At 62.6% G+C, this 21,232-nt stretch carries 16 protein-coding genes; 13 read left to right on the top strand and 3 right to left on the bottom strand.

Annotation, left to right across the window (positions count from 1 at the left end; translation table 11 throughout):
* Nucleotides 1-14 precede the first annotated feature (14 nt).
* Both NKH97_RS30275 and NKH97_RS30270 read right to left on the bottom strand, forming a co-directional pair.
* Nucleotides 15-863: an endonuclease/exonuclease/phosphatase family protein gene (locus NKH97_RS30275; protein WP_352722599.1), complete on the bottom strand. Its 849-nt coding sequence runs from the start codon at nucleotides 861-863 to the stop codon at nucleotides 15-17.
* 110 nt (nucleotides 864-973) lie between these two features.
* Nucleotides 974-2,437, bottom strand: a complete 1,464-nt coding sequence (locus tag NKH97_RS30270) for a phospholipase D-like domain-containing protein (RefSeq protein WP_352441926.1) — start codon at nucleotides 2,435-2,437, stop codon at nucleotides 974-976.
* Nucleotides 2,438-2,742: 305 nt separating this feature from the next.
* Here NKH97_RS30270 and NKH97_RS30265 point away from each other — a divergent pair, with 305 nt between their 5' ends.
* The 12 genes from NKH97_RS30265 (at nucleotide 2,743) to NKH97_RS30210 (ending at nucleotide 17,806) form a co-directional block, all read left to right on the top strand.
* Nucleotides 2,743-2,946 (top strand): hypothetical protein, encoded by a 204-nt coding sequence (locus NKH97_RS30265; protein ID WP_352775862.1) that lies wholly within the window; start codon nucleotides 2,743-2,745, stop codon nucleotides 2,944-2,946.
* Nucleotides 2,947-3,599: 653 nt separating this feature from the next.
* Entirely contained in the window at nucleotides 3,600-3,872 is a 273-nt protein-coding gene (locus NKH97_RS30260; RefSeq protein ID WP_023809960.1) for an AraC family transcriptional regulator, read from the top strand.
* Nucleotides 3,873-4,062: 190 nt separating this feature from the next.
* Nucleotides 4,063-4,578, top strand: a complete 516-nt coding sequence (locus tag NKH97_RS30255) for a helix-turn-helix transcriptional regulator (protein ID WP_352441928.1) — start codon at nucleotides 4,063-4,065, stop codon at nucleotides 4,576-4,578.
* A gap of 268 nt (nucleotides 4,579-4,846) precedes the next feature.
* Nucleotides 4,847-9,526: a YadA-like family protein gene (locus tag NKH97_RS30250; RefSeq protein ID WP_502897105.1), complete on the top strand. Its 4,680-nt coding sequence runs from the start codon at nucleotides 4,847-4,849 to the stop codon at nucleotides 9,524-9,526.
* A 7-nt stretch (nucleotides 9,527-9,533) separates the two neighbouring features.
* Nucleotides 9,534-10,091, top strand: a complete 558-nt coding sequence (locus NKH97_RS30245; RefSeq protein ID WP_023809958.1) for an invasion associated locus B family protein — start codon at nucleotides 9,534-9,536, stop codon at nucleotides 10,089-10,091.
* Between the two features lie 13 nt (nucleotides 10,092-10,104).
* On the top strand, nucleotides 10,105-10,773 hold the full coding sequence (locus NKH97_RS30240) for a hypothetical protein (RefSeq protein ID WP_023809957.1): 669 nt from the start codon (nucleotides 10,105-10,107) through the stop codon (nucleotides 10,771-10,773).
* Nucleotides 10,774-10,811: 38 nt separating this feature from the next.
* On the top strand, nucleotides 10,812-11,273 hold the full coding sequence (locus tag NKH97_RS30235; RefSeq protein ID WP_023809956.1) for a DUF4189 domain-containing protein: 462 nt from the start codon (nucleotides 10,812-10,814) through the stop codon (nucleotides 11,271-11,273).
* Nucleotides 11,243-11,806: an invasion associated locus B family protein gene (locus tag NKH97_RS30230; RefSeq protein ID WP_196815310.1), complete on the top strand. Its 564-nt coding sequence runs from the start codon at nucleotides 11,243-11,245 to the stop codon at nucleotides 11,804-11,806. The genes NKH97_RS30235 and NKH97_RS30230 overlap by 31 nt, the downstream gene beginning before the upstream one ends.
* A gap of 419 nt (nucleotides 11,807-12,225) precedes the next feature.
* A complete protein-coding gene (locus NKH97_RS30225; RefSeq protein ID WP_128304949.1) occupies nucleotides 12,226-13,674 on the top strand; it encodes a TolC family protein in 1,449 nt (482 codons plus the stop codon).
* 39 nt (nucleotides 13,675-13,713) lie between these two features.
* Complete coding sequence (locus NKH97_RS30220) at nucleotides 13,714-15,846, top strand: type I secretion system permease/ATPase (RefSeq protein ID WP_023809953.1); 2,133 nt, start codon at nucleotides 13,714-13,716, stop codon at nucleotides 15,844-15,846.
* Between the two features lie 42 nt (nucleotides 15,847-15,888).
* Nucleotides 15,889-17,178, top strand: coding sequence for an HlyD family type I secretion periplasmic adaptor subunit (locus tag NKH97_RS30215; RefSeq protein WP_352441934.1), 1,290 nt, complete (start codon nucleotides 15,889-15,891; stop codon nucleotides 17,176-17,178).
* Nucleotides 17,168-17,806 carry a ribbon-helix-helix domain-containing protein gene (locus tag NKH97_RS30210; protein ID WP_128304952.1) on the top strand — a complete coding sequence of 213 codons (639 nt, stop codon included), beginning with the start codon at nucleotides 17,168-17,170 and terminating at the stop codon, nucleotides 17,804-17,806. Before NKH97_RS30215 ends, NKH97_RS30210 begins: the two co-directional genes overlap by 11 nt.
* A 23-nt stretch (nucleotides 17,807-17,829) precedes the next feature.
* Here the strand turns inward: NKH97_RS30210 and NKH97_RS30205 are convergent, their stop codons facing one another.
* A complete protein-coding gene (locus tag NKH97_RS30205) occupies nucleotides 17,830-18,762 on the bottom strand; it encodes a transglutaminase-like cysteine peptidase (RefSeq protein ID WP_352441935.1) in 933 nt (310 codons plus the stop codon).
* A gap of 324 nt (nucleotides 18,763-19,086) precedes the next feature.
* Here NKH97_RS30205 and NKH97_RS30200 point away from each other — a divergent pair.
* Nucleotides 19,087-21,232: Ig-like domain-containing protein (locus tag NKH97_RS30200; RefSeq protein ID WP_502897104.1), on the top strand; the 2,146-nt coding region annotated here is incomplete at its 3' end.

The raw sequence follows: 21,232 nt of genomic DNA, 5'->3' as shown, positions 1-21,232 counted from the left end.
CGTTCCGCCTAATTTTACACGCTTTGCGACGCGGAAGACATCAAGGCGTTATCGTCCACCCGCTCCAGGCGCACGAAGGCCGTCAGCGGCAGGTGGTCGGAGGCAACGCGCGAAAGCGGCGTGTCATGCGCGTTGATGGCGGCAATCATGCCGTGCCTGTTGGCCATGATCCGGTCGAGCGCCAGCAGCGGCAGGTTCGACGGGAAGGTGGGGACCGCCGGCGGCTGCGGGCCGAACGTCGCATGCAGCGTGTTGAGAGCGGAGCGGTTGCCGAGCCGCCATTCGTTGAGGTCGCCGAGCAGCAAGGTCGGTCTTTCGTCCGGGCTGTTCATCAGGTCGAGCACGACGCGCGCCTGCTGGGAGCGCGAGCGGCGCAGCAGGCCAAGATGGGCGGCGATGATGCGCAGCGTCCGGCTTCCATCGAGGTCGATTTCCGCCACCACCGCGCCGCGCGGCTCCAGTCCCGGAAGCTTGATCTGGTGCACGTCGCGAACGACGCCCTTCTTGAACAGCAGGACGTTGCCATGCCAGCCATGGCCCTTGCCGGTGGCCGAAATCGGCACCGGAATCAGGCCGGTTTCCCGCTCGAGCCGGGGCAGGTCGAGAAGCCCGACACGGTCGCCGAAGCGATTGTCGGCTTCCTGCAGCGCAATGACATCCGGATCGATTTCGCGGATGACGCGGATGATCCGCTCCGGGTCGAATTTCCTGTCGACGCCGATGCATTTGTGGACATTGTAGGAGGCAACCAGCGTGCCGGTGGTGGCTGTCGTCTTGAGTGCTGCGGCGTTAGCCTTCTGCATCCGGCGGTCACGAAGGGACAGAAGCATGCTTGCCGGGAGGCTGCGTCCAATTCTGTGCATCTCTGTGCTGCTCGTCCTCGCTGGTTTCAATTCAGAAGCGGGATAAAGTGAAAATAGGCAATTTCGGCGTATGTTCCATGACAGACGAGTTCCTCAAGCACACCTCCGCCTTAGAGATAGGGTGAACCGAGCCATAGTACCCGGTCGAACAGCCTGATAAGAAACGGCCGGGCTCGCAAGGCTTCCAGCGTCACCGGCACGGCGGAGGCAATCGCCGACCCGATCCGCGTCTCGATCTCGCTGGCAAAGCCGGCATCGAGCACCTCCAGGTCGATCTCGAAATTCAGCCGCAGCGATCGGGCATCAAGATTGGAAGATCCGACATAGGCCCACACGCCGTCGATCGAAAGCAGCTTCGAATGGTCGAACGGTCCCTCGGTTCGCCAGACACGGCAATAGTGTTTGAGCACCTGATCGAACTGCGCCATCATCGCGCGGTCGACGAGGAAAAGATTGTTCACCGCCGGCACCACGATGTCGATTTCGACCCCGCGCCTGCCGGCGGTGATCAGCGCGCTGATCAGTTCCCGATCCGGCAGGAAATAGGGCGACATCACGCGTATAGACTTGCGGGCGACCGAGAATGCACCGATCAGCAGCTTGTGGTTGGTCTCGTTGCTGGCATCCGGGCCGGACGCGACTGCCCGCACCATCATCGGTGCGCCTGGCGGTGGCGACAGCGGGGCGATGCGCCAGGCGTCGCCCTTCAGCGCCTCGTTGGTGGCGAAGCGCCAGTCCTCGGCGGCGACCGAAAAGAGGTCGGCGACGATCGGACCGGTCACCCGGAAATGTGTGTCCCTGGCGCTGTTGGAGCCGGCGAATTCGGCTGAGAAGCCTTTTCGGATGTTCATGCCCCCGGTGAAGGCGGCGATGCCGTCGACCACCAGGATCTTCCGGTGGGTCCTCAGATTGGCGTAGGGCAGGCGCAGGCCCATGACGATGTTGCCGTTGAAGACATCGGCGGGGATGTTGGCCTCGCGCAAATGCCCCAGGATGCTCGGCACCGAGTAGCGGGCGCCGACGGCATCGATCAGCACGCGGACGGTGACGCCGCGCCGGACGGCGCCGGCCAGCGCCTCGACGAAGAGCAGGCCGACGGCGTCATTGTCGAAAATATAGGTCTCGAGCAGGACGCTGCGCTCGGCGCCATCGATCGCCGCGCACATGGCGGCATAGGCCTCGTCGCCGGTCTCCAGCACATCGATTGCATTTCCAGGATTGAGCGTGCGCCGCGCCACCCTGTCGCCCAGTGTCCGCAAGCCCGTGAACCGTTGCCCGTAGCGCTCGACGATCAGGGCCTCTTCGACAGCGACGTTGCGCTCGTGCTTGGCGGACACCGCGCCGTCGGCAAACGGGCGCTGGGCGGTGATCGTGGCGCGGCGGATGCGGTTGATGCCGGCGATGGCATAGATCAGCACGCCAAGGATGGGGGACAGCACCATCACGCCGACCCAGCCGGTGGCGGCGCGGACATCTTCCTTGGTCATGACGGCATGGACGATGCCGACCGTCGCCATCACCACGGAGATGATCGCCAGAATTTGCGGCCAGTGAGTCGCCAGGGTCTCCAACATGCCGAGACTATCCAGCGAGCGGTTGCAGAAGGCAATGCAGCCGCTCGTGCCGCGCATTCGCCGGATGGTGGCATGCGGCCCTGGCTGAAGAGTTCGACCAGCCGCAGAGATCGATGGGTTGAAGCACCCCGATAGATCCTGTCCAGAAGGACAAACCTGACCCAGGGGAAGCATAGAGCCTGGCATCGTCCTGTTCTGCCCGGGCCCTCCGAAGCCTCTTATGCTTTGGTACCACCTCTATTGTATATCAGGAGGAATGATTTTAATGATATAAACACTTTGATTGACGGCGAGGGGGGCGCCGAATGATGAAATTCAACTTCGATGGACCTCCTGGCGATGACGTAGCTGCCGACACGTCGGCAGAATGCCAACGCCAATTGCTGCCTCTCGTCCGTGAGATCGTTCAGGCAGCCGTCGCTGCCGGGTGGAGCGAGGAAGACGTTCTTCTGGGTTTTGTGGAACTTACATGGGATTTGTATGAGAATCGTCGCGACGATCTGCAATGACCGGCGGCAAATCCGGTAGCTCTACATTGTTGAATGGCCGCCGAAATGGCCAAACTGTCCCCTGAAGCAGGGCTCCGAATTCAGGTCAACCAGAGGCCTCGCGGCAGTTGGCAACTTTTGCGCACGCAGCTTTTCACGATAGGAATTTTTTCTTGACTCGGTGACCTCAGCTATAGTACATATTCGCCCATGGTGCTGATTTGCGCCAGTGACCCGCCGCGCAGGCGGGTTTTTCGTTGATGCTCCGTCAGCCAATGCGCCGGCGAAGGTGTCAAAAAATGTTCCAGTCCCTCCCTTGTGACTGGTTCCTCTTATCCCGAACAAAATTTTTTCTTTGCGTACGGATGTTATTCACTATCCGCGGCATGTGCGTTACGCTGGGTCCGGGTCGGGCTAAGGGGGATTTCAGGCAGCGGACAAAGCGGCAGAGGCCAGGCATGAAAAATACGGACGATGCTCGGGACAGCGGCGATTCCTGGGGCGTCAATCGAGAACGGACAGCTCGATATGTCCTGGACATAATTCCTGAAAGCGCAGGTCCCAGGAGGGCCACCACGCGGAGGAGTGTCATATACTCCGTCCGCGATCCCGTCCCGCAGAAATTCCTGGCCAAGAAGCATTCCACCGGAATTGTGCTGAGGCCCGCACGCGGAATGAGAGCCTCGCTCGGCAGCGACAGGATCACGGAATACGGCGCGCCACGCGTGCGGGAATATCTCGACGAAAACGTCGTGCGAAAAGTCATCGCCGAATTGGCATCCTTCGCAGGGGTTTCATCCAACCATATCATAGCAACGTTCGGCGTGCCGCCGCATTGCGGTGAGTTGCCGATTGCCGAAGTCGCCTGTCTCGCCGGTTCTTCGGATCGGAGCCATCTGCCTGCGAGAACGCCGACCGGGGCCGCGCATGCTTCCCTCAAGAACTGAGGGCCCGGCCATGGCAAAATGGCAACGCCTGCTCACCCGCGACGCAAGACCGGAATTTTCTACAAGGCTTGCTGAGTTTCTCAAAATACATCCCGCTGCAAATCTGCCCCAAGCTCCGCAGGAGTCCTCTGGAATGTCATGCAGTCCGCGCATTGTTCGCCGTCCGGCCGGAACGATCCGATGAGTGGCGATGCCGGTCAGCTTCGATCAATCACGAATTGTTTTTCAGGGGAACATGGAAGGAAGCCTTGGGTTGAACCTCATCTGGGACGTATCGGGAGGCCGAAAAATGCCGGGCGATGATGGTTTCCCCGGACCGGTTTCCGGAACCAACTCGCGACAGCCGACGCTCAACGCGAAAGGCGGGCTTTCCGTCCGCGCCGCGCGCCGCGTGCAGCAATTCCTGGACGAGAACTTTACGCGCAAGCTGGCGCTGGCTGATATGGCCGCGGTTTGCGGGCTTTCCCCCTATCATTTTGTGCGGGCTTTCTCGAGGACGTTCGGAATGCCGCCGCACCAGTACGTCCTCGACCTGCGGCTGGATTTCGCTGAAAGACTGCTTGCAGACAGCCGCATGACGATCACCGACATCGCCCACTCGAGCGGGTTTTCAAGTCAGAGCCATTTTACCACCGTGATGAAGAAATACCGGCAGCGGACCCCGTTGCAGGCACGGGTGGGAAAGCTTAACGCCAAGGTTAGGTGAGGCGACGCTTATTTCATTGCTTTGTTTCTTGGTTTTAAAGCATTGGCTAAGGTAACAAGCCGTTAACCTCTGTAGGCTTGCTGCGCTCTTTTCTCACAAGGCAGCAATTTCGTGAAATACCGCGGGCAGGAATCATGTCTTCCTGCGGTGGAGCGGAATTGTCAGACATTTCGTGCCGGCCAGCGGAGAGGGAACCATGACCGACAATCAGATTTCGAACGGCTCGCTTCTTGTTCAGCGTCGCGCGGCGCATTTCGCCGGGCACTGGATCGCGGGGGCCGATCATGGCTCACGCTCGACGCGCCGCCGCCTAATGGCGGTGCTGCGCATGGCTCATTGCGTGCTGGGCATGGGGCGCAAGCGCCTGGGGCTGGGAACGCTGGGCGTCGGCGGGATGTCGGCGGCGGCGCTTGCCGTGATGGGGATCATGATCCCGCAAACGGCTTTCGCGCAGCTCGCCATTGGCAACGGGACTGTGACCAACGTCGCGAACTGCACGACTCCCTCCGCAGGGATACAAAGCACTGCCATCGGTTGTGCCAGCACCGCCACCGGGTCCGCCTCAACCGCCGTCGGCGATGGTGCCAAAGTGAATGGCGACGACGGCGTGGCACTGGGCACCGGTGCCACGGCAACGGGCAACGCTTCGATCGCTATCGGCTACACGATGAGTGCCAATGGCCTCAACGCCATAGGCATAGGTGTCTTCGCGGGCGCAACCGGCGTCAACGCGCTCGCTGTAGGCGGTAACGCCAAGGCCAACGGGGACGGAGCAAGCTCCATTGGCGTCAACTCAGTTGCAACCACAGGCGCGGCCGCCTTTGGCCTGAACGCGCGTGCCGACGGATTGAACTCGACGGCGATCGGCTATGTTACCCGGGCGACCGGGCTGCGCGCCACCGCTCTCGGGTTCGGGGCAACTGCATCCGGGCTGGATTCGCTTGCCCAAGGTAACAGCGCCACCGCAACCAACCAGAATGCCATCGCCATCGGATTCCAGGCGACCGCGACCGCGATCAACGCCGTCAATCTTGGCAACCGAACTGTTGCGGGAGGGGGCGCGCTGGCCCAGAGTGCCATCGCCATCGGTACGGATGTGACGGCGTCCCAGGTTGACTCCACCGCGATCGGGCGCGCGAGCAAGGCAACGGGAACGTCCGCCATAGCGATGGGCGCGACCTCGATTGCGAGCGGCTCTGCCAGCACCGCGGTCGGCAACGCGTCCGCTGCCAGCGGCATAAACGCCTCCTCATTCGGGACGGGTGCAAATGCGATAGGAGACAATTCTCTCGCAGCCGGCGTCAGTGCCAACGCCGGCGGAGTCGGCAGCACCGCGCTCGGCATAGGTACGTCGGCCGGCGGCGCCAGTTCGGCAGCCGTGGGCTTCCAGGCCCAGGCCGCCGGCACCAATGCCGCAGCCGTTGGTCCCCAGGCAAATGCATCGGCGATAAACTCGGCAGCGTTCGGCAACGTCGCCACGGCTTCGGGCCAATTCGCGCTGGCCCTGGGCAATTCGGCCGTATCGAGCGGAGTAGGCTCGGTCGCGGCGGGCTCTGGAGCCCAGGCCACGGACGTCTCCACCACGGCTTTGGGTAACAACGCCGCGGCGACCGCCGCAAATGCCAGTGCGCTGGGATTGGGCGCCACGGCCAGCGGAGTGTACGCCACTTCGCTCGGTTCCACATCCAAGGCCACCGGTGCCCGTGCGTTCGCCGGTGGCCGTTCGTCCACTGCGGGAGGCGACGACTCCATTGCCATAGGCACGACATCCATCGCGACAGCGGCGAGCTCGACAGCAGTTGGAGCGGGCGCTGTGGCACAAGACGTCAATGCGATTGCCATCGGTACCGCCGCCGGCGCTATCTCCGCCGACTCCGTCGCCATCGGCACGGGCGCGACCGCCGATGGCGGCAAGGCGGTCGCGATCGGCTACGGCAACGTTGCCTATGGCGACGGCGCGGTCGCCATAGGCGATCCGAGCTATGCCAGCGGCACCGGCGCCTTCACCGGTGGCGCCAACAACATCGCCAACAGTGACGGCACGGCGAGCGCCACCGCGGCCAATACGGCCAACGGCGCCGTCGCCATCGGCAACAACAACAAGGCCATCGGGCAGGGCTCGGTGGCACTGGGCAACGGCTCGACCGCGGGTGCGGCCGGCCTCGCCGGCAATGTCGCGCTGGGTAATGGCGCGACAGCGGCGGCGAGCTCCGGCGACGTGGCGCTCGGCTCCGGCTCGGTGACCACCACGGCCGTCGGCACGGCGAGCGGCGTGGTCAACGGCACGACCTACGCCTTCCAGGGCACCAACCCGCTCTCGACCGTCAGCATCGGCGCGGTCGGTGCGGAACGCACGCTCACCAACCTGGCGGCGGGGCGCGTCAGCGCGCTCTCGACCGATGCGATCAACGGCTCTCAGCTCTTCGCCACCAACCAGGCCGTCGACGCCATTGGCGTCACGCTCAGCAACATCAATGTCGGCGGCGGCATCAAGTATTTCCACGCCAACTCGACCCTGGCGGATTCACAGGCTCTCGGAACGGATTCCGTCGCGGTCGGCCCGAACGCCGTGGCCAACAATGACGGCGACGTGGCGATCGGCCTGAATTCGACATCGGGCGCAACGACCGCCGTCGGTGGCACAACGATCGGCGGCGTCAACTACACCTTTGCCGGCGCCACACCGGCCGGTGCCTTCTCGGTCGGCTCGGCGGGCGCCGAACGCCAGATCCAGAATGTCGCGGCCGGGCAGTTGAACGGCGGTTCGACCGATGCGGTCAATGGTTCGCAGCTCTTCGCCACCAACCAGCAGGTCACGCAGAATACGACCGATATCGCCAATATCGGCAGTGGCGTGACCGATCTCGGCAACACGATCAACAACATCGCCGGCGACACGTCGACCGCCTATACCGACGCCAATGGTGTGGGCATCCGCTACGCCCGCACCAACGAGGCAGGCTTGGCGCAAACCGATTCCTTCGCACAAGGCGTCGGCTCCACCGCCGTCGGCTACCAGGCGACCGCCACCGGCGTCAGCGCACTGGCGCTCGGCCGCGACAGCAATGTCAGCATCGACGGCGGCGTGGCGCTTGGCTCGGGTTCGGTCTCCGATCGCGCGATCGCTCCGCTTACCGGGCAACTGCCCGCCGGCCCAGCCAACTTCATCCAGTACAACACGACCGACAAGACGCTGCTCGGCGCCGTTTCGGTCGGCGACGCTACCTCGTATCGGCAGATCACCAATGTGGCCGACGGCACGCAATCTCAGGATGCGGTAACGCTTCGGCAGCTGCAGGGCGCCATCGCCTCCGTCTCGGTGACGTCGACGAAATACTTCCATGCCAATTCGGCGGCGGGCGACTCGCTGGCGGTCGGCGCGGAATCGGTCGCGGTCGGCCCGACGACGGTCGTCAACGGCGACAACGGCATCGGCATCGGCAATGGCGCCACTGTCGAGCAGGATGCACCCGGCGGCACAGCGATCGGCCAAGGCGCCCACGTGATGCTGGCCGACGGCCTGGCGCTCGGCACCAATTCGCTGGCGTCCGGCATCCAGTCGGTGGCGCTCGGCGCCGGCGCCCAGAGCACCTTCATCAACAGCGTTGCGCTCGGCGCGCAGTCCATCACCAGCGTCGGCGCGCAGGCCGGCTACACGGCCTTTGCGCTCGCCGGTTCGCAGACCTCGGTCGGCGAGGTGTCGATCGGCGCCGCCGGGGCCGAACGCAAGCTCACCAACGTCGCGGCGGGCTCGGCCGATACCGACGGCGTCAACGTCTCGCAATTGCGCGGCGTGACGCAAAACGTCAGCAACCTGTTCGGCGGCGGCACGACCGTCAATCCCGACGGCTCCATCACCGGCCCGACCTACACCATCCAGGGCAACAATTATTCCACCGTCTATGACGGCTTCACGGCCGTCGACAATGCGCTGACCAGCATCAGCAATGGCGGCGGCATCAAATATTTCCACGCCAACTCGACGCTGGCCGACAGCATCGCCGGCGGCACCAACGCCGTGGCGATCGGGCCGGAGAGTGTGGCGAGCGGCACCGACAGCCTGGCTGCGGGACATGGCTCGACGGCCACCGGGCAGGGCGCCGTCGCGCTCGGCCAAGGCGCCAAGGCCAACAACGCCAACGATGTGGCGCTCGGTTCCGGTTCGGTGACACAGACCGCCGTCGGGACCTCCAGCACCGTCATCAACGGCAAGACCTACACTTATGGCGGGACGACGCCGACCGGAACCGTCAGCGTCGGCGACGCCGGCGCCGAGCGGACGATCACCAATGTCGCCGCCGGCCGCGTCGATGCCGGCAGCACCGATGCGATCAACGGCTCGCAGCTCTACGCCACCAACACGGCGATCGAGGATCTGAAAGCCGGCGTCGGAAACCTTACCCAGAACGCGGTGACCTATGACACCCAGGGCGGCAACAAGACGAACACCATCACGCTGCAAGGTGGCGACGTCAACGCGCCGGTCGTCATCTCCAATGTCGGCCCCGGCGTCAAAGGGACCGATGCGGTCAACGTCGACCAGATGAACCAGGGCCTGACCGCGGGCAAGAGCTATACGGACAACCGCGTGGCCTACGCTATCGATACGTCCAACGACTACACCGACAAGGTGGCGGTCACGACCTTGCAGCAGGCCAACGACTATACCGACCAGAAGCTCAGCCAGCTCAATTCGGACATCAGCGGCATCCGCGACGAGGCGCGGCAGGCGGCCGCGATAGGCCTTGCGGCCGCCTCGCTGCGCTATGACGACCGGCCCGGAAAGCTGAGCGTCGCGGCGGGTGGCGGCTTGTGGCGGGACGCAGGCGCGTTCGCCTTCGGCGCTGGTTACACCAGTGAAGACGGCCGCATCCGGGGCAATCTGTCGGGCACGGCCGCGGGTGGGCATGTCGGTGTCGGCGCCGGCATCAGCTTCACCTTGAACTGAGGCAGGAATGAAAGGACTTGTTGCCCTGACCTGCCTGGCGCTCTGCGGCGGCCTCGTGCCGTCCGCCGGGCAGGTCGCGTCGACCTACAGGATCAAGCCATCGGACGTAGTGGTGCCGCCCGAGGTCAAGCTCGGAGACTATCAGCGCACCATCCGCCCATTCGATAACTGGACGCTGATCTGCGACGAGAACCTCAAGGCTCGCAAGAAGGTCTGCAACGTCTCGCAGATCATCGAGGACGCATCAGGCAAGATGGCTTTCAGCTGGTCGCTCGCCGCCACCCAGGACGGCAAGCCGTATATGATCCTGCGCACCGCTCCGAACGCCAGGAGCGATGGCCTGGTGTCACTGAAGTTCGATGGACAGAAGCAGCCGATCGACGTGCACCTGAACGGCTGCAACGAAATGGTCTGCGTCGGCATGTTGCCGGTAGGCCCCGTCATGCGCCGACAGATCTCGCAGAATGCGACACCGGCGATCTCCTATTCGACGGTCGACGGTCAGACGATCACCGTGACCGCAACGCTCAAGGGGCTGTCAGAGGCCCTTTCACCACTCAAATAACCGGGGCATCACCATGAGCCAGCAGGACCAGTTCACGTCCGCGAAACGCACTGCGACCGTCGAGGCGGATCGGCAGAGGCGGGCCGAGTCCCCAAGGCGGCGCTGGCCACGCGTGGCCGGATATTCACTTCTGGGATTGGTCGTGGCGGGCCTTGGCTTCGCCGCAGGGAACTATGCCGCCATCGCCAATCTGGTCGGCGGCGCGACGGCCGCACCCGCAGAAACTGCGGCGGCCCCCGTGCTTCCGGACACGCCCTTCCTCGAGCATGTCAAGCAGGCCGGAGTGCAGGCCTGCTCGACCGTCTATCCGGCGCTCGGACAGATTCTGACGAACGGCACGAAATACAGCGTCAAATCCCTGTGGAACGACCAGGCCGCCGACAAGCACGCCATCCAGGCCTTTGTCGGCATGGATTATGCGTCGGAACGCTATAGCGGACCGGCCGCCGGCATCGTCTTCGCATCGCCCACCGCCACGGGTTGCGAAGGGGCGATGGTGCGGGTGGCGCCATTCGCCAGCCCGTGCGCCGACATCGCATCCATCCTGCCGCAGGGCAGCAAGATTACCGACCATCTCGGGCAGGTCGAGGTCTACGAGCTCGGCGGCAATGCCGGTGAAGCGCTTCTCCTGCCGACGGGCAAAAGCTGTGTGGTGATCTCCCTCGCTTCGGCGGCGAAGTAGGACGCGAAGCGATTGAGGTTAAGGAAAGGATGCCGACCATGAGATTGCAGGCTTTGGCAGTTTTGGGCTTGACCCTGTTGTGGAGCGGACAAGTCGTCTCGGCCGACCTTGTGGCCCCATCGGAACCGCAACAGGAGGAAAAAGGCATCTGGGCGGCCATTGCCTATTCGCAGGCCGATAGCAAATACGGCTTCTTCTGGGGCGCCGACAAGCGGCAGGAAGCGAAGGACATCGCACAGAAATATTGCGAGAACGCGGGCGGAAAGGCCTGCAACGTCGTCACCGTCTTCCGCAACCACCGCCATTGGAATGATGACGACGAGACCGGCTTTCCCTACAAGCACTGCGGTGCACTCGCCGTGGCAGACAAGGTGGAGAACCGTTTCACGCCCTGGGGCGTGAACTCGGCCGAGACCCGTCGCGAAGCGGAGGATCTCGCTTTGCAGGCCTGCGAGGCGGCGGGAGAGAAATGCAAGATCCGCGAGTGGGTCTGCACATGAAGCCTGGCCCGAAGGCCGTCTCCGCATGTGGGGCAATTCTATTCTCGTTGATGTCGCCGGTGTCTGCCCAGCAACAGGTGGCGGCTGTCCCGGATGGACCCTCATCGCTGCGTGAAGTCTATCAGGATTGGAGTGTGACCTGCTCGGTTCGAGAGAAGGCGAGAGTGTGCTCGCTCGCGCAAGATCAGGTCCAGCAGAACGGGCAGAGGCTTCTTGCCGTGGAGATCGCGGCACGCCCGGACGGCTCGACGACGGCTACCCTGCTTCTGCCCTTCGGCATCCTGCTCGACCCGGGCGTGACGCTGCAGATCGACGATCAGCCGCCACTGTCCCCGCAGCGCTTCAGGACCTGCCTGCCGACGGGTTGCGTCTCGGTCTTTACCGTCGATCGGCCGACGCTTGGAAAGCTGAGGGGAGGCTCGGTGCTGAAGCTCAATGTGACGACGGACGCCGAGACCCCGCTGAGCTTCCCGGTCTCGCTTCGCGGCCTGACCGCGGCGCTCGACCGCATGGTGGCGTTGAGCGCAAATTAGGGTGCGCGCTGACCCAGCTTTTGGCCGCAATCAGCGACATGACGCGCACGCCGGCCGCCGCGACGGAGTATTTTGGGGCGGCTGCCGAGAGGGCGTACCTGAAAATGGCTCAACTTCAGGTTGGGTCATCAACAGCCGCCATACCCACATGGCATGATTCTGGACATATCGGCCCACTGACCTGCCGTTTTTCGGGCTATCCCGCAGAGTGCGGCGTCCGGATACAACCGGAGCGAGCCGACGTTATGTGCTATTTTTGCTACATCTCGCAGCCTTGTTGCCCAAAAAGGCTATTTAGCGACCTCTAAATCAATAATCGCTCACATATTTCGTGAATTTGTGAATAATCCACCGACGGGCAGGCCTTGGCTTGGTTAGCGCTCTGAAAAGGACGCTGGGGAAACGTTAGGGTGGGATTGATGAATACGACAAACATGTCGACCATAGGCAGGCGCCTTGGTCTTTTGATGGCGGCCACCATGCTGACCTGCGGGAGTGCTCATGCGCTTACGCTCAAGGAGGCGATGGCTGTCGCGGTGGAATCCAATCCCGAGATTGGACAGGCGATCGAAAATCGCGAAGCAATCGAGTTCGAGTTGCGGCAGGCCAAGGGCCTTTATCTTCCCAGTGTCGATGTCGAGGCATCGGCCGGCGTTCGCCGGCTCGACAATTCATCCCGGCGCTCCCTTTCCATCGAAGACGACGCGCTCTATCCGGCTGAAACGGATCTTACCGTTTCGCAGACGCTTTATGACAGCGGCGCAAGGCGGGCCGAATTGAACCGTCAGGCATCGCGCGTCGATGGCGCTTCGTTCCGGGTGCTGGAACGGTCCGAATTCATCGGGCTGTCCGTTGTCCAGGACTATCTGGAATACATGCTGCAGGCTTCGATCGTTGTCGAAGCGAAGAAAAATCTCGGCTTCCACCAGGGAATTCTCGGCGACATCCGGCAAGGCATTTCGGGCGGCGCGCTGAACGAGGCCGACCGGCAGCAGGCCGAGGAACGGCTGTTTGCCGCCAAGGCGCGCATGCAGGAGGCGACCGAGGAACTGGAAGCGGCCAAGATCCGCTTCTTCAAGACCGTCGGAAAGCCACTGACCAGCCCATCGAGGCCGGGCGATGTCTCGGCTGCGCTCCCGCGATCGCTTGACGAGGCAATAGGGTTGGCGCGCGAAAGCAATCCGCGCGTGCACATGGCCAACAGCGACATCGACGCGGCGGCTTCCCTCGTGGATGCCGCACGGGCTAAATTCGGCCCCTCCATCATCGCTGAAGGTCGCGCCCGGGCGGGAACTGACATTGACGGCGACGATGGCGACACCAGCGACCTGCAGGCACGCGTGGTCCTGCGGTGGAATCTCTACCGCGGTGGTATCGACAAGGCCAACGAGCAGGAGCAGATCCGCCGCACCAGCGAACAGCGTCTGGCGCTGCATCAGGTGCAGCGCGAAATCGAGGAAGCCGTTCGCACGTCGTGGGATCGTCGTTTCCGACAAGCCGATCTGGCGAAGACCCTGAGGCAGCAAGCCGCCGCCAATGAGAAGCTGGTCGCTTCCTATCGCGAGCAGTTCAAGGTTGGACAGCGCTCGCTGCTCGACGTGCTCGACGCGCAGAATACGCGGTTCAACACGGCAACGCTGGCGGATACCGCGTCCTACGCATCGCTGTTTGCCCAGTACCGGCTTCTGGCCGCGACCGGACAGTTGCTGAAAACGATGAACCTTCAGCCGGCAAAGCAGGCGACAGCCTATGCACGCACCGAGTTCGCAGCACCGGAAACCGCGGACACCGAGACCTATGCGCGGACGCCGTCGGAGCAGAAGAGCGACCTGCCTTTCGACATCCTCGCTCCGGTGAGGAAGAAATAAGACGACGCAAGGTCCAGCGAGCGTCCTGACGGGCAGATCGTGAACCAGCAACCCAACATCCTCTCCCCCAAGGAGGCGTTCAAGGCCTGTTTCTCAGCCGTTGCCGGATATCTCGGCAGGCCGAGCGCGGAGACCGTGCTGTTTGCCGGCGTGCCGCTCTCGGACACGCGAATTGCGGTCGACGACATCAGGCACCTTGCCGAACGCATCGGCCTGGAAGTCACCGAGTTCAACCACCGGGATTTTCTCAGGGGGCGTATCGATCTGCCCGCAATCGTCTTTCGCGTCAGCCAATTGCCCGTTGCCCTGCTCGCTCTAGGCGAAGACGATGCGTATATCACCGCGCCCCAGGAAGACGGCCGCACCGCGATCGGCCGATCGGAACTGGCCGCCAGCTACATCAGCGGCGGCGCTTCCTTCTCGATCACCTACGCCAATGCCGCCGAGACCATGTCGGTCGGCTCGGCGGCCAGGATCGAGCGGAGACATTGGCTCACGGGGACGATGGGCGCTTTCTGGCGCACCTATTCGAAAGTCGTCCTGGCGGCGGTGTTCATCAATCTGCTGGCCATAGCCTCGCCGATCTTCACCATGAACGTCTACGACAGGATCCTGCCGAACAAGGCAATATCGACACTGTGGGTGCTGGCTCTCGGCATCGGTGCGGTCATCCTGTTCGACCTGCTTTTGAAGACGGCCAGGGCTTCCCTCATCGACTATGCCGGGCGCAAGGCGGATCTCCGAATATCCTATCTGCTGTTCGAGAAAGTGCTGAACTCGTCGCTGTCGGCGCGCCCCGGTTCGACCGGTGAATACGCAAACAGGGTCACGCAATATGAATTCGTCAGGGAGTTCTTCACCTCCAACACCATAAGCGTGTTCATCGACACGGCATTCGTCTTCGTCTTTCTCCTTGTGATCTATGCAATTGGCGGCTGGCTGGTGATCATACCGGCGCTGGCCTTCGTGATGTCCGTCATCGTCGGCCTGGTCACCCAGCGCCGCATCGGCAAGCGCGTCGCCGCCTCGATGAACGAAGCATCGCAGCGCCAGGCACTGCTGGTCGAATCCATCTCGACGCTGGAGACGATCAAGTCGCTGCGCGCCGAGGCGTATCTGCTGCGAAAATGGGGGGAGCACTCCAAGAACGCCGCCAACACGTCCGAGAAGATCAAGCAGCTTTCGGCGGCGGCGGGCAACATCACCCAGTCCATACAACAGCTGGTGACCGTCGCCCTGGTCGTGGCCGGCGCCTATGCCTTCTCGGAAGGGCATGTTTCGACAGGAGCAATCATAGGAACGGTGATGCTGGCGAGCAGGGCCGTGGCGCCGCTCGGCCAGATCGCCATAACGTTGTCCCGGTTTCGCCAGGCCATGCTCTCGCTGAGAATGGTGAATTCGATCATGGCTCAACCGGAAGACCGACCTGACACGGTGGGTTTCGTCAACCGCCCCATTCGCAAGGGGGCGATGGTGTTCAGGAACGTCGGGTTCGTCTATCCCGGCTCGGAGAACGAGGTTCTGACCGGCCTGAATTTCTCGGTGAAGCCAGGGGAGCGGATCGGCATCATCGGCCGCATAGGATCGGGAAAGACGACGATGGGGCGGCTGATCGGCCGGCTCTTCCTGCCGACTTCCGGTGAGTTGCTGCTGGATGGGATCGACATTCGCCAGTATCACCCGTCCGAGGTTCGCGCCGCGGTCGGCATCGTTGCGCAGGCCGGCGACCTGTTCTCGGGCACCATCAAGGAAAACCTCCTGATGGCATGCCCCGAGGCTACAGACGAACAGATCATCGAAGCTGCAAAGGCGGCCGGCGTCGACGATTTCGTTTCACGCCACCCGCGCGGCTACGACATGAATGTCGGCGAGCGCGGCACCAATCTTTCCGGCGGCCAGAGGCAGACCGTGGCGATCGCACGCCTGCTTTTGACCAAACCGAAAATCGTCTTTCTGGATGAGCCGTCGGGCTCGATGGATCTTGCCTCGGAACGCCAGTTGATCAAGCAGCTCAAAGTCGCTTTCGACCGCGACACGACGCTGATCGTCTCCACACATCGGTTCAGCATGCTTGAGCTGGCCGACCGCCTGATCGTTATCGAACGGGGCAAGATCGTTGCCGACGGACCGAAGGACCAAGTCATACAGGCGTTGCAGAAAACAAGCGCCTGACAAAACAATTATTGCTGCATCCAATGCGTTGGGGCGTGGGAAATGCTTGCCAGGGAAGATCGACCGCCGCTGTTTGCGTCGGCGTCCATATTCATCATCGGAGCGCTCTTCGTCGTTTTTGTCGCTTGGGCGTCCTTTGCCGAGGTCGATGAGATCGCACGCGGCGATGGCAAGGTCATACCCGCTTCCAAGACCCAGATCATTCAGGCGAGCGAGGCCGGCGTCGTTCAGGAAATCGCAGTCACGATTGGCCAGATCGTCAAGAAGAACGATCTCATCATCCGCCTGGACAACACGCTCAACACATCCAGCCTTGGCGAGCAGCAGGCCAAGGCGCGCGCGCTGGAAGTGCGCATAGCAAGGCTGAAATACGAACAGGCCGGCAATCTCTCAGGCCCATTTCCGTGCCCGCCTGACATTCAGTCGGTCGCTCCGCAGATTTGCGACAATGAACAGAAGCTGCTCATTGCCCGGCGCGGGAACTTCGACAACAAGCTGTCCGTGCTCAAGTCACGCCTCGATCAGCGCGAGAGGGAACTGGCCGAGGCGGTGGCCAATTCCGACCGTCTGACCAAGAACCTGGTCGTCAGCGACCAGGAGGCAAAACTGGTCGACGCGATGGTCAAGAAAGGCCTGATGGCAAGGACCGAGCAGCTCCGGGTAGAGCGCGAACAGACCGAGCTCAACGGCCAGCTGAACCTGGCCGGCGAAACAATAAAGAAGATCAAATCGTCGATCACGGAAGCCCAGCTGCAGGTCGAGGAACTCGGCTTGCAACTGCAGCAGGAGGCGTTGGACGACCTTACCCAGGCGCTGGCGGAACTTTCGGTAGTGGATGAAACCATAAGGGGGGCCACCGACAAGGTCGCGCGCACCGACATCCGGTCTCCCGTGGATGGCATCGTCAACACGCTGGAGCTCAACACGGTCGGGGCTTTCGTCCAGCCTGGCGCCGTCGTCGCCGGCATCGTGCCGACCTCCGAGACGTTGCTGGTGGAGGCACGGGTCTCGCCACGGGATGTCGCGTTCATCCGTCCCGACCAGGAGGCCCTTATCAAGGTCACCGCCTATGATTTCTCGATCTTCGGCGGCATCGAGGGCAAGGTCTCCAACATCACAGCCGACAGCCTGGTCGATCAGAAAACGGGGGAACCCTACTATCAGGTGCGCGTGGCGACGGACAAATCGACCCTTCAAAGAGACGGCAAGGCCTATTCGATCATTCCCGGCATGATCTGCTCGGTCGACATCAAGACCGGGCGCAAGACGATCCTGCACTACCTCCTGAAGCCGATCAACAAGGCGCGCGAGGAGGCGATGAGTGAGCGGTAGCGCCAGCCCTCATCCTGATGGCGAGCGACTGCTTCCGCCAGTCGCGGCCGAGGATTTCGGGCTTGAATTTCGGGTCGTGGCGCGTGGCGGCATAAGACGCGGCATCCGCTTGGAGCGGGCATTCTGGTTGTCGCTGAAGCAGATGGCCGAACGCAGGAAATGCACGATCGGCATGCTCATCGACGAGATCGCCGAAAGCCAGGCACAGACAGGCAATTTGACATCCGCGATCCGGGTGGCCTGCATGCGTGGATTGGCGGATGAAAACCTGACCTTGCGAAGGCTTGCATCGATCAACACCATCAACGCCATACTCGTCGCTTGCCCGTCCCCGGCCTTTGCCCTGGCATCGTCGAAGAAGATCCTGTCGTTCAACGCGCCGTTCCAGCAACTGGTCAAACGTCAATTGCCGATAGCCCCAAGCGATGACGCACGGCACGATCTCAAGCTGGCATTGGACCTCAACGTAGCCGACATCTTCGCGCGGCTCGATGCCAATGGCGAATCGCCGGTGGCCACCGGCTTTGTCATCGGTGCGGGTGACCGTCGTTACCGGGGGCAATTGAATGCGGTGCGGGCTCCGGTGCTCGAGCCAGAGCTGCTGATGGCGTTCGTCTTCGGCGGTTGAATCACCACCAATCCAACGAGAACTTATGGCTGAAAACCTTCGCCAGGTGCGACGGTTGCGAAACCGCCTTTGATGTCAGCCATCTGGGCTCCGCCCGGTCTTGAACCGTGGATCCAGGCCCGGTCCGTGCTGAACGAATAAAGCGGAACATAATCCGGGAGATCGCTGTCACGCACCACAGTGTTGCTGAGGCTGTCGAGAATGAAGGTGCCGCTGCCTGTGCTCACCGACAGCACTGCGTGAAAGAAGCCTCGCTTGCGATCCTGGAGGACGACAAGCGCCATGCTCTGCGTTGGAATGCCGGCCCTCAGCAGGGCCGTCATCTTGAGAATGGCGAAATCCTCGCAATCGCCGGCTCGCCGCTCGAGAATCTCCGAAGGCTTCGCCCAATAGTCGAGCTTGCCGTAGACGACGCTATCTTTCCTGTAGGCGATCAGGCGATTTACGCTGCTGTTGACGAAGGACAGCTTCTCGCTGAATCCCTTGCCTTGAGCGGCGGCGACCATGCCGGCAAAAGCTGTGCTCTTGCGCTCGCAGGGGCTGCCCGCCGAACAAGCGGTGATTGCCCGGTACACGGGCGCCCAGCGCGCCGCGACGGGAAAATTGCGCATGGACAAGGCAACCGATCCGAAGACCCCCGGAATGATCGACGCGGTCTGCACCGGATCTATCCCGGCGTCATCTCGCGCCGTTGACGAGCCATCCCCGCGGTCAGCATCTGCCGGGCCATAGCTGCTGATGACCTGACCGATCCGGTAAGCGCCCGCAGGCTGCCTGGGCTGGGGCCTCGCCAGCGAAACACCGCCGAGACAGGGCGGCGTCTGGACCTTCTCCTGAGGCCAGCCGGATGCGGCGATATCGCTCGCGAATGACGGCCCCGCCAGGCCGACAAGCCCGATTGCCAGCAGGAGCATCTGGAGCCGGGTTTTTCCCGGAACTGTTTTTTGCTTTTTCATAACGCCCACCTTTGACTGTGGACGCTACCAATCTTGTCTCAAATTATTGGAAAGGAAGGTGGATAAATATCCAGCAACTGTCTTTATCCAGTTTGTCTAAAATTTTATTCAAATTTATACTTTGGTTCACCAAAAAGATGCCGACTAGTCATCCGTCAACCAGACCTCCAGAAACCAACATATATCAGGTTATATTGTTGCGGTTTACCACGTGTAAAAAATGCCGGGCAATGCATATCATAATATATGAAATAGATTAGGGGGCAGTTGCAAAGTAGAAGTGGCCGCTGTCTCTATCCGGTAAATATCGGAGGGGTTTCAGCCATGACGAACAATATCGAGTTGGACAGCTTTTCGGCTTCCTTGAACGAGCATTCCGCGTCCAATGAACACGCCGATCAGGCGTCGCCGGCGGAGATCCGGGTCGCACAGGCAAATTCGACGCAGCCCGCGCCGGCAGCGTCCGAACCGGTGCCGGTCGATGTCGGCGGCGGAGCGCCTGTCAAGCCAGAAGCCCCCGCGGAAGCAAAGGCACCGCCGGCAGCTGCGCCGCACGAATACGTAGCCGACGCCAGCCATGTGGTGAGGCTTCCCGCCAACGCCTCCATCGACAACATCAAGGTCGATGGCCAAAACCTTCTGCTCGAACAGGCCGACGGCTCGGTAATCGTGGTCAAGGATGGCGCCCTGAACGTGCCGACCTTCATCATCGGCGACGTCGAGGTGCCGCGCGTTGCTTTGCTGGCGGCACTCGAAGCCAGCCATGTCGATGTCGCCTTCGGCGCCGACGGCTCCATGTCGGCCGGCCCGGGCGGTTCGAATTCAAGCGCAGGCGGAGATTTCTCGGTTCCCCCCGGCGGCATCGGCGACGGGTTCGACCTGTCGGCCCTGTTGCCCCCGACGGCTCTGCAGTTCGGGCTTCTGGAGCGGCGCGAGCTGTTTCCCTCGATCGTCGACAGGCAGGTTTCAGTGACGGCCACGTCACTGCTTGCCCCGACCGAAGCGGCTAGTGAAACTGGCCTCGATGGCGGTGGGGCGCAAACTCCGGGTAGCGAAGCGCCGACCGACAAAGAAACGTCCAGCACTGGAACGATCAGCATCGACGCGCCGGATGGAATTGGCTCGATCGTCATCAACGGTGTCACCGTCACCGGCGTCGATCAGCACATCCCAGGGCAGTACGGTTACCTGACGATCGTCTCCTTCAATCCGAGCACCGGTGCCATCGAATACAATTATACGGTGACCGAATCGGTTTCCCATACGGATCAGACACCCGGCTATGATCCTAGCACCGACACGGTTCCTGAGAATTTCACCATCACTGTCACGGATGTCGACGGCGATACTGCCAGCACCACCTTCGCCGTCGCCATCGTCGACGATGTGCCAACGGCGCACGCCGACACCGACAGCATCGCGGCCGGCCAGTTCGGCCCGGCGACAGGCAATGTACTGGCTGGCGGAACCGATGCCGGCGACGCCAACGCGACGGACGGCGTTGCCGACACCAAGGGCGCCGATGGCGCGACTGTGGTTGGCGTGCAGGCCGGCAACACCAATACCGATGTCGACAATGCGGCCACGCTGAACGCGCCGATCCAGGGCAGCTACGGCACGCTGACACTGCTGGCGGACGGCTCCTACAGCTATGTGCGCGCTGCCGGCACGCCCGGCGGCGTCAACGACGTGTTCACCTACACGATCAAGGATGGCGACGGCGACACCTCGCATACCACGCTGACGATTTCGATCGGCAACTCGACGCCTGTGATCACCGACCTGACGCCGGAGGCCACCGGCGGCGACGTCGTCGTCAACGAGGCGGCGTTGAATATCGGCACGCCGGGCGGGCCTGGGTCCGATCCGGCAAGCACGGCCGAGGCCGGCGCCGGCACCTTCACCGTCTCCTCGCCCGACGGCATCCACTCGCTGGCGATCGACGGCAACGCCTTCATCACCGATGGCGTGTTCACGGGCGGCTCGTTCACGACGACGCTCGGCAACACGCTGACGGTGACAGGCTACAATGCCGCCACCGGTGAGGTGAGCTACACCTACACACTGCTCGACAACGAGGGGCATGACCCCATCCAGGGCACCAACAACCTCTTCGAGAACTTCACCGTCACGCTGACCGACCAGGATCTGCAGAGCGCCAACGCCACGCTCTCCGTGAAAATTATCGACGACATTCCGACGGCACATGCCGACACCAACAGCGTTGTCGAGGGCGGCATCGTGAGCGGCAACGTGCTGACGGACGGCACGGACGACGTGTTCGGCGCCGACGGCGCGGCGGCGGGCGGCGGGGTTGTCGGCGTGGCCGCCGGGAGCAACACCGCGGTTCCTGTGAGCGGCGGGCTTGGCGCCGGCATTCCCGGCACTTACGGCACGCTGACACTGAACGCCAACGGCAGCTACAGCTATGACGGCCTGCCCAACGTGGTCCCGCCGGCCGGCGCGACGG

This window comes from Mesorhizobium sp. M0870 (assembly GCF_040319775.1).
Taxonomy (GTDB): domain Bacteria; phylum Pseudomonadota; class Alphaproteobacteria; order Rhizobiales; family Rhizobiaceae; genus Mesorhizobium.
The sequence above is the reverse complement of the archived record's forward strand: the minus strand, read 5'-3'. Positions and strand labels throughout refer to the sequence as shown.